The sequence below is a fragment of the Faecalibaculum rodentium genome, assembly GCF_001564455.1.
GTDB classification, from domain to species: domain Bacteria; phylum Bacillota_I; class Bacilli_A; order Erysipelotrichales; family Erysipelotrichaceae; genus Faecalibaculum; species Faecalibaculum rodentium.
In genome coordinates, this window is sequence record NZ_CP011391.1 from 871,300 (window position 1) to 886,962 (window position 15,663).

The following is a 15,663-nucleotide window of genomic DNA, read 5'->3' on the forward strand; positions in this document are numbered from 1 at the left end:
GCTGTCCTTGTGAACAGGAGCATGAACCTGCAAGGCCGCATGAGTGAAAGAAAAGGAGAAATCAGTCATGAACATGAATCTCGTCAACGAAGTCACGAAGACTCAGCTGAAGAAAGACCTGCCTGAACTGCGTTCCGGTCAGACAGTCAAAGTATTCGTGCGTATTCACGAAGGTGAAAAGAGCCGTATCCAGGTGTTTGAAGGCGTCATCACTGAAAAAGTGGGAGGCGGCATCAACGAAAGCATCACAGTCCGGAAGCTGTCCAGCGGTATCGGCGTGGAACGTAAATTCCCGATCCACAGCCCGATCGTGGAAAAAATCGAAGTTGTCCGTCAGGGCAAGGTTCGCCGGAACAAGCTGCGTTATCTGAGAAACCGCTCCGGCAAGAGCGCACGTCTGAAAGAAGTCCGCAAGTAAGCCGGAAAGATGGATTCCTGTATGGGGTCCATCTTTTTTGTATCCGGCACCATCTGGAAAACAGGATGACAGGGACAAGGCCGGGGCAGTCCGGAAAGCGGAGTGACTGCGAAGTTTGCGCTTTGTCCCGCCAAAAGTCAGTCAATGGAGCTTTCTGCTATACTGAACAGAGATATAAGGAATCGGAGGATATGGGATGGATCAGGAAACAAAGACATCCGGAGCAGGGAACAGCCCGGAGCGGGAAGGAAACTCCTTTCTCAAAGAGGCCTGGGGTTTCATCAAAGTGTTTGTCATCACAGCTGTCATCATTCTGCTGTTTGTCAATATTGTGGCGCACCCTGTGACTGTGGTTGGCGATTCGATGTACCCGAATCTGCAGGATGGAGAGTATGGATTCACAAATCTGATTGGTCTCCGGTTTTCCGCGCCGGACCGGGGCGATGTGGTGGTTGTCACGATGGAAGATGATGTGAATGGCGACGGAACTCCGGAAACAACCCACTGGGTGAAGCGGGTGATCGGGCTCCCTGGAGACACAGTGGAGGCCAGAAACGATGTGATCTATATCAACGGTGAGCCGCTGGATGAAAGCGGATGGCTGGATCCGGCGCAGAAGCAGGAGATCCTGGATGAGATTCAGGAATCCTATGGACGGGAATATGGAGACTTCACCGCAGATTTTGGTCCGGTGACGCTTGGAGAAGATCAGTACTGGGTCATGGGGGACAATAGACCGCATTCCAAGGACTCGCGCGATCCCTCTGTGGGAGCTGTGAACAGGAATCAGATTTATGGCGATGGGGTGCTGATTCTGTTTCCATTCAACAAGATCGGAGGACATTAACATGCCACAGGCAGGTACAATACAATGGTTTCCCGGGCATATGGCGAAAGCCCGGCGGCAGATGGAAGAAAATCTGAAGAAAGTCGATTTCATCATTGAAATCAGGGATGCCAGGATCCCGGAGTCAAGCACCAACCCTCTGCTGACTTCTGTCGGGCAGAACAAGCCCCGTCTGATCCTGCTTTCAAAGACGGACAAGGCGGATCCAGCCACAACGCAGGCCTGGATCGACAGACTGGCAGACCAGAATACCCGTGTTCTGGCACTGGATCTGATTCATGAAAACTACAGAGCGGCACTGGTCAGGGAAGCAAAAATTCTGTGTGCTCCGCTGATCGAAAAGCAGAAGCGCCGGGGTATGCGACCCCGTGCACTTCGTGCCATGGTGGCGGGGATCCCGAATGTGGGGAAATCAACCTTCATCAACACGCTGGCAAAACGAAAAGCCGCCAAGACCGGAGACCGTCCGGGGGTGACGAAAAGCCTTCAGTGGATATCTCTGGACCGGGATCTGGAACTGCTGGATACACCAGGTGTTCTCTGGCCCAAGTTCGAGCAGCCGCAGGTCGGTCTCAATCTGGCTCTGCTCGGATCCGTAAAGGATGACGTCGTGCATATGGATGATCTGGCGCTGTATGCCATGGAGAGACTGATGAAGGAACACCCCGGGGCTGTGGAGTCCTGCTACGGGATCACGATTGCAGATACCCCCTGGGAAACGCTGGAGGCAATTGCCCGCAAGCGTGGCTGGCTGAAGAAAGGAGAGGTGGATGAAACCCGGATGATGCGGACTGTTGTCCAGGATATCCGGGATGACCGGCTTGGCCGGCTTTCCTGGGAGGCACCCTCTGATCTGGAGGCCAGTCAGGATTCACACCCGGGTGCAGACAGGAAGCCGGAGAACAGGGGACGGGAGGATCATGACCAGACGGCAGGCTCCGGTCATTGAGAATCCGCTGGAGCGGGACTGGCCGGGACAGCTGGTGCTGGGAATGGACGAAGCCGGTCGGGGGCCGATTGCAGGGCCTCTCGTGACGGCGGGAGTGGTATTTCCGACGGGATATGAGAATCCTGCCCTGTACGATTCCAAGAAGCTCAGCGAAAAGAAGCGTGAAGCCCTGTATCCTCAGATTCTGGAAGATGCCCTCGAGGTGCAGATCCGGTTTGTGAGTGAACCGGAGATTGACCGTCTGAACATTTACAGAGCCACGCAGCAGGCGATGGAGGCCATGGCCGAACGCATGACATGTGACGTGATCCTGACAGATGCCATGAAGCTGCCGGCCTGCCGAAAACCCTGGCAGGCTGTGGTGAAAGGCGATCAGAAATCACTGTCCATTGCGGCTGCGAGCATCCTGGCGAAAGTCAGCCGGGACCGGTATATGAAACATCTGGATATCCTCTATCCACAGTATGGCCTGGCCCGTCACAAAGGCTATCCCACGAAAGCACATCTGCAAGCCCTGGAACAATTCGGCCTGCAGTCCTTTTACAGACGGTCCTACGGTCCGGTCCAGAGGCTGGTCATGACAGGTCAGGAAAGCGGCAGCCTGTTTCCGGCAGAAACAGGGGACTGAAGCAGCGGAAGATGACCATCGGATCCCTCGGGATCCTTTTTCATGCAGTCTTTGCCAGGCAGGCAGGGAAGCATATCAGGGGCGGGCAAACATGAAGGGATTGTGACAGCCTGGCGGAGTCTGCAGGCAGCAGCCGGAGATGAAATCCACGACTGCTGTTGCGGTTGAGTTGCATTGGCGGGCTGAAATACAGGGTAACTTTCCGCAAAAACCGAAGGTTTGGGCGAATATAACAAATATGACGACATCAAAGGACATTCTATGTTATGCAGTCCGTCACAATGGGGACTGGACTGCCATAGCCAGGGCCATCCACAGCCAGGAACCCGCTGTACCGGTTTTCTGTCAGTATCCCTGCGTCACATTCCTCGATCCGGAATATCCTGCCTGTTTCAGAAAGCTGCGGTATCCGCCCTGGATCCTGTTCTATCAGGGGGACCTCCGGCTGCTGAACGGGCCGGCAGCTGCGGTGGTCGGCAGCCGGGATGCATCCAGGAAGGCACTGGACAATACAGCCAGGATCGTGCACTGTCTCAAGGACCGGTATGTGATCGTTTCCGGCCTTGCCAGAGGCGTGGATGCCCGGGCTCACACAGAGGCTCTGGACAAATCCACCATCGGGATCCTGGGATGCGGAATCGACCGGGTATATCCCCGCGACAACAGCCTGCTGTTTTCCCGAATGCGGAAAGATCACCTGATACTCAGTGAATATCCGCCCGGCACCCCGCCGCTGCCCCGTCATTTTCCGTGGAGGAACCGTCTGATCGCAGCGGCCGCCGATCTGCTGGTGGTGACGGAGGCCAGGGAAAAAAGCGGCACGATGTATACGGTGGATGAAGCGCTCGCACTCTCGGTTCCCGTATGGTGTGTCCCGACGGAATTCGGAGATGAGAGCCATATGGGATGCAATCGGCTGATTCTGCAGGGGGCGGGAATTCTGTGCGATCTTCAGCAGGTCCGTGAGCTGTAGTCCGCATCTCTCATTTGACAAAGTTCAGCGGATGTTTTTAACTTGTAGTCAGCAATGAGGACTTGTGAATGAAAAAGCATCTGGTAATCGTGGAGTCACCCTCCAAATCGAAAACAATAGAAAAATACCTCGGAAGCGGCTACAAAGTGGTTTCTTCCAAAGGCCACATCTGTGACCTGTCCACATCCGGCAAGGACCGCCTTGGCGTGGATGTGGAACATGACTTCAAGCCCACGTACCGGGTTCCGAAGGAGAAGAAGGAAACTGTCAAGGAACTCAGGGAACTGGCAGAGAAGAGCCAGGATGTCTATCTGGCAAGCGACCCTGACCGGGAAGGGGAAGCCATTGCCTGGCACCTGGCCCGGGAACTGGGGCTGAGTGTCGACGATGACAATCGCATCGTGTTTCATGAAATCACGAAGCCGGCCATCGAAGCGGCAATGAAAGAACCCAAGAAAATCGATATGGACCTGGTGAAGTCTCAGGAAACCCGCCGCATCCTGGACAGGATCATCGGATTCAAGCTCTCCAAGCTTCTCCAGAACAAGATCCAGTCAAAATCCGCCGGCCGTGTGCAGTCGGTGGCACTGCGTCTGATTGTGGAGCGTGAAAACGAGATCAGGAAATTCAAGCCTGAAGAATACTGGTCGATTCACGGTGACATCACAAAGGGACGCAAGACATTCACGGCGGATCTCGCCAAAGTGGACGGCAAAAAACCGAAAATCCGCAACCAGGAAGAGGCACAGGCCATTCTCGAGGATGCAGGCACGACCTTTACCGTTTCTCAGGTCAAGACCCGCAGCCGCCGCAAGGGGCCGAAGCTGCCTTTCACGACATCCACCCTGCAGCAGGAAGCCAGTACCAAACTCGGGTTCGGTGCCCGGAAAACGATGTCCGTGGCACAGAAGCTGTATGAGGGAATCGACCTGGGAGATCACACAGAAGGTCTGATTTCCTATATGCGAACGGATTCCACCCGTCTTTCCGGCCTGTTTGTGAAGGATGCCGAGGACGCGATCGAGAAGGAGTATGGCAAGGCCTACAAAGGCAAGGCGCACATGCATAACTCGACCAATGCGCAGGACGCACATGAAGCGATACGGCCGACCAGCATAAACAACACCCCGGAGGCGGTAAAACCGTACCTGACCGGGGAACAGTACAGGCTGTACAGCCTGATTTACGCCCGCACCATGGCCAGTCTGATGGCCGATGCGAAATTCGATGTGACAAGCATTCTGTTTCAGGCCGGAAACTGCGAGTTTGCCGCGACAGGACAGGTCATGACCTTTGACGGGTATTACAAGGTATATGGCAAATACGAAAAAGCATCCACGGAGCTGCTTCCGGCGCTGGAAGAAGGCGAAGTCTTTGAAAATGTGCCCGTGATTTCCCGTCAGCATTTCACGGAACCGCCCGCCCGGTATACAGAAGCCAGGCTGATCAAGGAACTGGAAGAAAAGTCCATCGGGCGGCCTTCCACCTATGCAACGATCATCGACACGCTGCAGAAACGTGGATATGCCACGCTGGACAAAGTTTCGGAAACCAGCCGCACGAAGGTCTTCACTCCCACGGAGCAGGGAGTGCTGACAGACCAGAAACTCCAGGAGTTTTTCTCGAAGATCATCAACGTGGAATATACCGCTGATATGGAGAAGACACTGGATGTGATTGCGGAAGGCGACGAGGACTACATCAAGTTCCTGCATGAGTTTTATGATGACTTCGAACCGCTGGTCGACAAGGCATATGAAGACATGCCCAAGAAGGAACTGGAGCGGGTGGGACGCACCTGCCCGCAGTGCGGCGGAGAACTGGTCTATCGCAATGGCCGCTTCGGCAAGTTCATTTCCTGCATCAATTTCCCGAAGTGCCGCTATTCCGAAACGGATGAAACGGATATTCCGGAAGCCAGGGAACACCGGACCTGCCCCAACTGCGGAGCGGATATGATCATCAAGAAGGGCCGCTTCGGACCATTCTGGGCATGCAGCAACTATCCGGAATGCAAGACAATCGTCCCATTGAAGGAGAAAGCCAAACCGGAGCCCACAGGAGAAAAATGCCCCGAATGCGGCGGTGACCTGGTGCGCCGGAAATCCCGCTTCGGGACCTGGTTTGTGGGCTGCAGCAACTATCCCAAGTGCCGGTACATCAAAAAGGAGCCGAAGAAAAAAGCCCCTGAGACACTGGATGCGGCAGAGGAAAAGACAGAATCTTCCCGGGGCGAACCCCATGCCTGAGACGTCCATGTCCAAAGTCACGGTCATCGGCGCAGGCCTGGCAGGGTCGGAAGCCGCCTGGCAGCTGGTCAGCCGGGGAATCCCGGTGAGGATCATTGAGATGCGTCCGGAAAAGAAACCGGAGGCTTTCCATACGGACGGCTTCGCCGAACTGGTCTGCTCGAACTCTCTGCGCTCGGATTCCCTGAACAACGCTGTGGGGATCCTCAAGGAGGAGATGCGGCAGCTGGATTCCCTGATCATGAAAGCCGCGGATGAAAACCGGGTTCCGGCCGGGAGTGCCCTGGCTGTTGACCGTGCGGGTTTCTCGGAGGAGGTCACGAAGACGCTGAAGGAACACCCGCTGGTGGAAGTGATCACAGAAGAAGTCACGGAAATACCCGACGGACCGGTGATCATTGCCACGGGCCCGCTGACATCGGAGAAGCTGGCTGCAGACATCATGAAGAAAACCGGTTCGGAGACATTTCATTTCTATGATGCCGCGGCACCGATCGTGGAAAAGGACAGCATCGATTTTTCCCGGGCATACTACAAGTCCCGGTATGACAAAGGAGATGCGGACTATATCAACTGTCCCATGGAACAAGAGGAATTTGACGCTTTTTACGAGGAGCTCATTCACGCAAAGTGTGCCGATCTTCATGACTTCGAGAAGGACCTGAAGGTGTTCGAAGGCTGTATGCCCATCGAGGAGATGGCCCGGCGTGGCAAGAAAACAATGCTCTTCGGGCCGATGAAACCCGTCGGGCTGCGGCGGGAAGGGGAACATCCCGTGGCGGTGATCCAGCTGCGGCAGGATGATGTGGCGGATACTCTGTACAACATTGTGGGCTTCCAGACGCATCTGACCTGGCCTGAGCAGAAGCGGGTGTTCTCCATGATCCCGGGTCTGGAAAACGCCAGGTTTGTCCGCTATGGCGTGATGCACCGGAACAGCTATCTGCCGGCAAAGGATGTTCTGCTGGAGACCTATCAGTCCAGACTGCGTCCGGATCTGTTTTTTGCAGGGCAGCTGACAGGAGTCGAAGGATATGTGGAGAGTGCAGCCAGCGGGCTGGCGGCAGGCATCAACATGGCCCGGGTCCTGCAGGGCAGGGAACCGGTGAAGTTTGGCCGGCAGACCGCACTGGGAGCCCAGGCTCACTACATTGCAAACTGTGAGGCAAAGAATCTGCAGCCCATGAATGCAAATTTCGGCATCATGGTGCTGGAGGAACCCTGTCACAAGAGAGAGCGGAAAGCGGCTTTTGCCAGACAGTCTGCCAGACGGATCCGGGAAATCCGGGAAATGCTCCAGGCAGAGGATGGTGAACCGGAGCGGGGGGTCCGGAAGTCCGCTGAACGGGAGTGACGAAACACGGAAAAGGCCGAAAATGAAAAAAAACGGCTTGCATACAGACACAAACCCTGTATAATAAAGCCGTTGCCTAGGTGTAGCTCAGCTTGGTAGAGCACTACGTTCGGGTCGTAGGGGTCGCAGGTTCAAATCCTGTCACCTAGACCATCAGAAAATTAAGCGGAATTCTCCGCTTTTTTTTCTGCCTGAATGGCGCTATACTTAATAAGCGCGATTCTGCGCAAATACACACGCCAGGAATTCGGCTGCCCGTGCCATTTGGTTGCAGCCCTTGGAACTGGCGGAGGAACAACGGAAAGGAACCAATCAAATGACACAAATCGTATCCATCCGGAAGATGCTGGAAAACGGCGTCCACTTCGGACACCAGACACGTCGCTGGAACCCCAAAATGAAACCGTATATCTATACTAGCCGCAATGGTGTGTATATCGTCGATCTGAACCAGACACAGAAGCAGATCGAAGACGCCTACAACGCCCTGAAGGAAATCAGCGAGCGCGGTGGCAAGGTTCTGTTTGTGGGGACGAAGAAGCAGGCAGCAGAAACTGTGGAAGAGCAGGCTCTGCGCTCCGGATCCTTCTATGTAAACAAGCGCTGGCTTGGCGGTCTGCTGACCAACTTCCGCACCATCCAGAAGCGTGTAAAGCGTCTGGTTGAGATCGAGGAAATGGAAGCCAGCGGAAAACTGGAAGTATACACAAAGAAAGAACAGGCCAGGATCCTGAAGGAAAAGGCCAAACTGGAAGCAAGCCTGGGCGGCATCAAGGAAATGAAGAAACTGCCGGATGCCATGATCGTGATCGATCCCAGAGAAGAGCACAATGCCGTGGCCGAAGCCAAGAAACTGGGCATCCCTGTATTTGCGATGCTGGATACCAACTGCGATCCCGAAGATGCCACCTATCCCATTGCATCCAACGATGATGCCAACCGCTCTGTACGTCTGGTGACTTCCATCCTGGCTGACGCCATCGTGGATGCCAAAGGCGGCCTGCTGGAATCGGCTTACCTGGATGATGCAGAAGACGATGTAACCATGGACGATGTCATCCGCAATGTGGAAGCCCAGATTGCCGAGAATGAACGCCGCCGCCGTCTGCGCAACGAAGAACGCAGAAAGCGGAACATGGAGCGCCGCAACCGTCGTCCCTACGACAGAAACAGCCGCGGACCCCGCCCCAACGGAGCACCTGTCCGCGCCAATGCGGAAGCAAAACCCGCTGAAACAAAAACAGAAGCATAGACTTCAAGGAGGAAGAGAATGGCTATCACCGCAAAACAGGTCAAGGAACTGCGCGAAAAAACAGGCGCAGGCATGATGGACTGCAAGAAAGCCCTGACAGAATGCGATGGCGACGAAGCGAAAGCTGTTGACTGGCTGCGTGAAAAAGGCATTGCCAAGTCTGCCAAGAAAGCAGGCCGCATTGCTGCAGAAGGTCTGACAAAGGTTGCCATTGACGGCAACACCGCAGTCATTGCAGAAGTGAACTCCGAGACCGACTTTGTCACTAAGAACGAACAGTTCCTGAACCTGGTTGACACGGTCGTGACCGCGATCCTGGCAGGTAAGCCGGAAACGGTGGAAGAAGTGCTTGCACTGGAAACTCCGGAAGGCACCATCGATGAACTGATCACAAACGCAACAGCCACCATTGGTGAAAAGATTTCCTTCCGCCGCTTCGTGGTCATTGAAAAGACAGACGATCAGCAGTTCGGCTCCTACATGCACATGGGCGGTTCCATTTCCGCTCTGGTTGTCATGACAGGCGCCACTCCGGAAGTGGCCAAGGATATGGCCATGCAGGTTGCTTCCATGAATCCGCAGTACATCACGCTGAAAGATGTGCCTGCTGATGTTGTGGAACACGAACGGGCTCTGCAGAAGCAGATGATGGCAGAAGACCCGAAAATGGCCGGCAAACCCGAAAAAGTGCTGGAAGGCATCCTGAACGGAAAGATTTCCAAGCACTTCAAGGATGTCTGCCTGATGGATCAGGAATACTTCAAGGACACCAAGGAAAAGGTTGCCCAGTTCCTGAAACAGAATCATGCAGAGGTTCTGCAGTTCGTCCGCTTCCAGGCCGGTGAAGGCATTGAGAAGAAGGAAGAGAACTTCGCAGACGAAGTCATGGCCCAGATCAACGGGTAATACTGACAGCATATAAGGTGGTGCTTTCCCTTCGGGGACTGGCATCACCTTTTTTGGTTCCTGCCCATGCGCAAACTGCAGACTATTTTAATGAAATGACAGCCGATCCGGGGTATCCAGGGGAGTCAGGATAGACGGTGACAGGAAGATTCACAACCGCTGCAGGCGACAGGCGTCTTCAACGGCATTGGCTGTTACCGACAATGCTGCAAAGAGACAGAGTGAGGATTGGATCACTCACCAGACTGACCGGTGACGTGCAGGCACCGGCAGCGGTTACGGCGGCAGGAGTGCTTCTCAGCCATCCGATAATGGCAACAGCAGGGGGACAGTCGGGAATAGCTTCCGGTCTGCAATCGGGAAAAGAGAACAGAGACCGCTTGTTCCTGGGAACCAGGGGCCACCGGATCATTCCACTTTCTGGAGGAAAAGCTGCCTGTCTGTATTGCGTTCACAGGCAGTCACGGTACGATGAAGAAGAGAATATGCAAAGCGGTCGGTGGCAGAAGCCGGACATGGAGCATATGGCTGACCTGCTTTGACAGTGTAAAAAGCGCACTCAACGCGCCAGGGGGGGCAGAGAGTCATGAATCAGACAACCATTCCCATCCCCCGGCTTGTGGTCATGGATATGGATGGAACGCTGCTGAACAGCAGAAAAGAAATCACACCGGAAACAGCCGCGGCACTCCGGAGGCTTCAGGACCGGGGAACCCGGCTGGTTCTCGCCAGTGGAAGACCGGAGCGGGGTCTGACGCGGTTTGCCAGACAGCTGGACATGAAGCGTCACGGCGGGATTCTGATCAGCAGCAATGGGGCTCTGGCACGGACCCTTGACGGCAGGACACTGTACAGCAACGCCCTGACACGGGAAGACACCAGGAAAGTCCTGAAACATCTGAAGCAGTTTGACGTGATTCCCATGATTGCCGATGGTGAATCCATGCTTGTGGAAAACGTGTACAACTGCATGATCGAACTCGATGGCAGGCCCTGGAATGTGGTGGAGTACGAGGCGCACAGCAATGGATTCCTGCTTCGTGAAGTCCGTGATCTGTCAGAAGCGGGACTGGCCCCGGAGAAGATCCTGACAGCCGGCACTCCGGCCTATCTTCGGCAGGTATCCGAAAAGATGCGGGCTCCTTTCTGCGATTCACTGGATTCCATGTTCACAGGTCCGTTTTATTATGAATTCACTGCTTCCGGCAGCAACAAAGGCACAGCGCTGAAAACGGTAATGGAAGCCTGCGGTGTGTCATCATCGCAGACAGCAGTATTCGGTGATGCGGAGAATGACCTGCCGATGTTTGCACATGCCGCTATCACTGTCGCAATGGGCAACGCCACAGAACCGGTCAGAAACCAGGCACGGTATATCACGGCCTCCAACGATGAAGACGGCATTGTCAGAGCTGTCGAATCGTGGGAGAAAATCCGCGAACAACAGCCGGCTTCTGATAGTGGAAAAAGGTAATCGCTTACAAGTTTTGAGTAAAAACAGTCATCTGCACTGACAGGCAGGCTTCGCCCTGTGACAATGCGCATACAGGTGTATCCGTCAAGGAATTTGCCTAGATTTCACACATTATTCCACAAAAGCCAGCCAGGCCCTTTATCTAAAGGGCCTGGCTGGCTGTTTCCGTCATGAATTACAGGAAAATTGCCGTTTCTTACTTTGTGAAAATTTGCCCTGTTTTTCTTTTTTTGTTATCTTGTCCTGGGTCAAATAAAAGAGACAACAATTACCGAAAAAGATAAAGAGAGTCAATGACATTTCGCAGAAACAGAACAGGAGAAACGCAATGAAAAAAATCAAGACAATCATCGCCAGAGCGGCTCTGGCCGCTTCCATGATCCTGCCTGTCATGCCCGCTTCCCCGGTCATGGCTGCAGAGAAAGAAAATACGAAAACACGGCTGATTGAAGTCGTTACAGATTCCATGAGCACTGCTCATGAAGAAGTGAAAACTGTACAGGCACAGATGCGGCAGAAAAAAGCGGAAGAAGCGAAAAACTTCGGACAGAAAATCGCCGATGCTGCCATTGCCCAGATCGGCGTTGGTCAGGACTGCACCATGCTCGTGACAAATTCCCTGAAAGCCGTCGGGATCAGCTTCCACGGGGCACCCGCCGCATATGCATCCCTGGGTGACTGGACCTCCGATCCCCAGCCCGGAGATGTGATCGTCTATTCCGGCCATGTGGCTGTATACATCGGGAATGGCAGAGCCATTCACGGCGGATGGAACGGCGGGACAACCGCTGAATGGAGTGTGGAATGCTCCAATCCGCTGGTCGGATATATTCGCGTACGTCGTCCGTAAAGGCCTCTGATGCACGTTGAACCATAAACGCAGGAGTGATCCCGCGTTTTTTTCGGGCACTCCAAAATTGGATAGGGAGGAAGACTAACCCCATCCAAAGATACCTTAGGGTTTCCGTTACCCTACAGAGCTTTGGAGTTTGAACATCACAGTAAGCACTCAGGGGCTGTCCACTTTGTGGGCAGCCCCTGATTCTACTTGTTTTTCTTCTTTTTCACAGCCTTACTGCCGAACCTGGGCTCCAGAGAATATGTCGCTTTTGGATCGAGCACATACATTACACGATTCCTGAACCTGACCCAGTTGGTAAAGCCATAGGAATTGTGTTTCATGCACTTGATCATTTTGTTGCGGTTCTCAATGATCCCGTTGTGGAGCCTTACGCTTTTGATCGTATATTCGCTCCTCCTGTTGACCATGTATTCAACAGTCACTGTGTTGAAGGAATTGAAGATCTCATCTCTCCATTCCTTCATCGTTCTGGAGAATCCGTTCATCTCTTTGATGGAACTGTTCCTGAACGCTACATAAGTTTCGTTGAACAGCTGTTCTCCTGCTTTATCATATGTTCCCGACTCATACATGTGAGTCAAAACCCTTTTCAAACGCACTGCTTCTTCCAGTTCAGGGTCGATACCCAGAAGAATCTCCCGCAGCTGCAGGAGCGTCATATATTTTTGAAAATGTCGGTTGTATTGTCCTTCTCTCCCTGGGTCAAAGATATCCAGATCCTCATCTTTTGAGAGGAGCCAGTGGAAATGCTTCAGTACATAATACTGGTCAGAGGTTTTCTGCCAGTCAGCGGATATCCTCTGCCAGCACGGATCGTCCCGGTATCTTTCCCTTGGGAAGTCGCTTTCCACGGCCTTCATTTCTTCCTTCAGCCTTTCCCGCCTGGCTCTGGTTCTGTTCATGACCCGGATCCTGACTTTTGTCAGCCTGCGGGTGAATTCCTGCATCACATGGAACCTGTCCACCACGCCAATGGCGTTGGGGAAGCAGGCTTTCACCATTTTCCTGTAAGCCGGGTACATATCGAAACAGACCGCTTTGACTCCGAGTCTTTCCTCCTCGGGGATCAGACTCATATATTCAAGCAGTGAAGGGAGCCAGCGGTTTGGAAGCAGATCCACAGGTGTCTGCTTTTCGAAATCAAGGAGCAGACATACATACTTGCTTCCCTGGGTCTTCATCGCATAGACCTCGTCTATGCACAGGAGTGACGGTAGCTTCTTCCTGGGGATCTCCACATGGGCGTCGAAGATATTGGACACCGTGGTGGCTGAAACGCAGTATTTGCGGCCTACCGAAGCGAAGGTCTGGTTGTAGTCCTTGAGATCCTTCAATATGTCGAATACGACTTTATCCGCGATCTTCCCCTTTTTCTGAACGAAAGGAGAAGGCTCATAGTAGGTGCGGTGGCAGGCTGGGCATTTGAACCGTCTGGCATGATAAAGCAGGATACAGTCCCTGCCAGTTCCATCCGCATATTTGATCTTCTTTGGGATATATTCCTTCACTCTGGGATGCGGGCAGCCGCAGTCAGGGCATGGATCGTGATCATTGGTGAGAATGACACGCAGTACAGGACGTTTGTCGGACTGTCTGGTATAACTGATGTCCTCGATCTCCCCTGGTTCCAGCCCGAAAAAGTCCACCATGAATTCTTTTTCTGCATTCAACACGGTATTCCTCCTGTTCACGATGTCATCATCGCAGAGGATACGGGGTGAGTCATAAAAGCTGTGTGGAATGGTGGAAAACTTTGTGCGATCTCATATCTAGACATTTGGAAAAGTTGTTTATTCCTGTCTTTCCAGGCTAAAAGACACAATTCCTCCAGCGTGGCGTCTAAGAATAGTGAAAGGAAATCAGACCAGTATTGGGCGATGTGTTTGGAGATATAGCGGATCACGACAGGAGGCAAAGCGTAACGGGCAAGTTCGCACTCTGCCTGACGGAGAGTGCGATCAGGGCCTTTGAACAGGCCGGCCATGACCGCTATCAGGAATTGTGCCAGCAGCGGAACGCGGGAGAAGGGAACAAGTTCAGCGGGGATGAGGGCATGAGTTTTACCGCATATGGAACATTTTGCACGCTGGATCAGCACCTCGTCACGAACGCCGTTTACGGGACTTTCGAAACTGCGGAGATAGGAACCATGACGGTACAGCTTACCATCATGGCAATCAGGGCATTTCCTGGTACCAGCGAAGAACCTGTTACAAGTTTTTTGATATCCATTCTGGAAAGATGAATTGATTTCAGGGTGATTTCCCGGTACCATAATCATGTCATTAGACAGGGAGCGGCAGAACTTGACGGCAATCAATTGGGCTCTGCTCCTTTTTTTGTTTCATCACAAAGTTCCTGATATCACTGTTTCAGTGACTGGAAGGGGGTACTGACTCCCTCCTTAAGCGGAGAACTGCCAAAGTATCTTCATTCAGCCACTTTCACCAATGAAACACAGGGAAATCTTCGTTATTCTCTCCCTATAACTCCTTAATTCAACTATAACAAAACAAGGCAGCTTTAGAACCTCCATGAAGGTTCGGAGCTGCCTTTTATGACTTTGGTGATCGACCCTAAGGTCGCTTTATTGAAGGGGGTGGACCCTGTCCAATTTTGCGTATTCTTTTTTCGTAGACTGAAACCGGACTGAAACCAGCATGACCGCTGCATCGGCTGCTGTATCAGGACAGCGTCTGAAATGATAAAATGCTGATATGCAAAAGCGAAAAGAACAGCGGCTGACGGATCTGCGGAAGATCCTGGAGGAACAGGGAAGAGTTCGGACACGGGATCTTGCGCAGATGCTGGACGTCACGCCGGAAACACTGCGGAGCGACCTGGATCTGCTGGAAAGTCAGGGTCTGATCGAGCGGGAACATGGAGCTGCCCGCCTGCGGGTACTGGATAAAGAGACACCGCTGGAATGGCGGCAGGCAGAGAACCGCCAGGAAAAGATGCAGGTCACCATTCGCGCCCTGCAGGAGGTGAAGGACGGAGATATTGTCTTCATAGATGCAGGATCAACGATTCTCACAGCCCTGAATCATCTGTCCAGCCGCCGGGACCTGACCATTGTGGTGAATTCCCTGCCAGCGGCCCAGTCCTGCCTCGACATGGGGTTCCACTGTCTGTTCATTGGCGGACAAATGCGCAGAAGCGGGGGCCATACCTATGGCTACTTTGCGGAACAGATGGTCGACAACATCACCATAGATATAGCCATTCTGGGAACCACAGGCATCGAAGGCGTGGATGGATTCTCTGTATATCGGGCGGAGGAAGTGGGGATCAGGCGTCACATTATCCGCCAGACTCGGCGCCTGGTCATTGTCATGGGGCGTCACAAACTGAACCAGCCGGGATATTACCGGTATGCGTCGTTCCGGGAAGCGGATCTTCTGGTCACGAATCACCTCACACCGGAGCAGAAGAAGCGGTTTTCAGGCGTCAGACAGATCGTGGAGGTCTGAAGATGCGGTTCTTCGGGCTGGTGGAACAAAATCCGGAAACCGGTCCAGTCCAAAGCAGGAAACAGGCATCGACCATGAAAATTTTCAGAAAACTGTTGAAATGAAAATACGGCCGGGCTATAATCGTGACTATCAAATCGATGAACGGAAGTAGTACCTGACTGCGATCGCCAAGAGAGCTGCCGGCTGGTGCAAGGCAGTGCGAAGGCACCAGGGAACGTGTCCGGGAGAGGAACCGCGAAGGATGCCGAGCGGCTCACGCACCCCGCGTTACAGGG

14 protein-coding genes, 1 tRNA gene and 1 other annotated feature (1 of these 16 only partly in view) are annotated in these 15,663 nt (G+C 53.4%); of the genes, 13 read left to right on the plus strand and 2 right to left on the minus strand.

What is annotated here, in order from left to right; translation table 11 throughout:
* Positions 1-67: 67 nt before the first annotated feature.
* From rplS to aalo17_RS04355, 12 genes are all read left to right on the plus strand, one after another.
* On the plus strand, positions 68-418 hold the full coding sequence (gene rplS / locus aalo17_RS04295; protein ID WP_082743242.1) for a 50S ribosomal protein L19: 351 nt from the start codon (positions 68-70) through the stop codon (positions 416-418).
* Between the two features lie 196 nt (positions 419-614).
* Complete coding sequence (gene lepB / locus aalo17_RS04300) at positions 615-1,265, plus strand: signal peptidase I (RefSeq protein WP_067555989.1); 651 nt, start codon at positions 615-617, stop codon at positions 1,263-1,265.
* Between the two features lies 1 nt (position 1,266).
* Entirely contained in the window at positions 1,267-2,214 is a 948-nt protein-coding gene (gene ylqF, locus aalo17_RS04305) for a ribosome biogenesis GTPase YlqF (protein ID WP_082743243.1), read from the plus strand.
* Positions 2,186-2,842, plus strand: coding sequence for a ribonuclease HII (locus tag aalo17_RS04310; protein ID WP_067555992.1), 657 nt, complete (start codon positions 2,186-2,188; stop codon positions 2,840-2,842). Before ylqF ends, aalo17_RS04310 begins: the two co-directional genes overlap by 29 nt.
* Before the next feature lie 238 nt (positions 2,843-3,080).
* On the plus strand, positions 3,081-3,815 hold the full coding sequence (locus tag aalo17_RS04315) for a DNA-processing protein DprA (RefSeq protein ID WP_067555995.1): 735 nt from the start codon (positions 3,081-3,083) through the stop codon (positions 3,813-3,815).
* A 68-nt stretch (positions 3,816-3,883) separates the two neighbouring features.
* A complete protein-coding gene (topA, locus tag aalo17_RS04320; protein WP_067555998.1) occupies positions 3,884-6,064 on the plus strand; it encodes a type I DNA topoisomerase in 2,181 nt (726 codons plus the stop codon).
* Between the two features lie 7 nt (positions 6,065-6,071).
* Complete coding sequence (gene trmFO, locus aalo17_RS04325; protein ID WP_067560095.1) at positions 6,072-7,418, plus strand: methylenetetrahydrofolate--tRNA-(uracil(54)-C(5))-methyltransferase (FADH(2)-oxidizing) TrmFO; 1,347 nt, start codon at positions 6,072-6,074, stop codon at positions 7,416-7,418.
* 76 nt (positions 7,419-7,494) lie between these two features.
* A tRNA-Pro gene (locus aalo17_RS04330) sits at positions 7,495-7,571 on the plus strand.
* Between the two features lie 163 nt (positions 7,572-7,734).
* A complete protein-coding gene (gene rpsB, locus aalo17_RS04335) occupies positions 7,735-8,670 on the plus strand; it encodes a 30S ribosomal protein S2 (protein ID WP_067556001.1) in 936 nt (311 codons plus the stop codon).
* 18 nt (positions 8,671-8,688) lie between these two features.
* The gene (gene tsf / locus aalo17_RS04340; protein WP_067556005.1) at positions 8,689-9,576 is read left to right on the plus strand and encodes a translation elongation factor Ts; all 888 of its coding nucleotides are present in this window, start codon (positions 8,689-8,691) and stop codon (positions 9,574-9,576) included.
* A 586-nt stretch (positions 9,577-10,162) separates the two neighbouring features.
* The gene (locus aalo17_RS04350) at positions 10,163-11,050 is read left to right on the plus strand and encodes a Cof-type HAD-IIB family hydrolase (RefSeq protein WP_067556011.1); all 888 of its coding nucleotides are present in this window, start codon (positions 10,163-10,165) and stop codon (positions 11,048-11,050) included.
* A gap of 328 nt (positions 11,051-11,378) precedes the next feature.
* Complete coding sequence (locus tag aalo17_RS04355) at positions 11,379-11,900, plus strand: NlpC/P60 family protein (protein WP_067556014.1); 522 nt, start codon at positions 11,379-11,381, stop codon at positions 11,898-11,900.
* Positions 11,901-12,094: 194 nt separating this feature from the next.
* On the opposite strand, the gene aalo17_RS04360 is transcribed toward aalo17_RS04355, so the two are convergent.
* On the minus strand, positions 12,095-13,585 hold the full coding sequence (locus aalo17_RS04360) for an ISL3 family transposase (RefSeq protein WP_158507711.1): 1,491 nt from the start codon (positions 13,583-13,585) through the stop codon (positions 12,095-12,097).
* A 14-nt stretch (positions 13,586-13,599) separates the two neighbouring features.
* Positions 13,600-14,232 (minus strand): DUF6431 domain-containing protein, encoded by a 633-nt coding sequence (locus aalo17_RS12585; protein ID WP_145907509.1) that lies wholly within the window; start codon positions 14,230-14,232, stop codon positions 13,600-13,602.
* Positions 14,233-14,629: 397 nt separating this feature from the next.
* On the opposite strand from aalo17_RS12585, the gene aalo17_RS04370 reads away from it, so the two are divergent.
* Positions 14,630-15,385: a DeoR/GlpR family DNA-binding transcription regulator gene (locus tag aalo17_RS04370; protein ID WP_067556020.1), complete on the plus strand. Its 756-nt coding sequence runs from the start codon at positions 14,630-14,632 to the stop codon at positions 15,383-15,385.
* 131 nt (positions 15,386-15,516) lie between these two features.
* Positions 15,517-15,663 (plus strand) — a binding site (T-box leader); it runs 60 nt beyond the window's last position.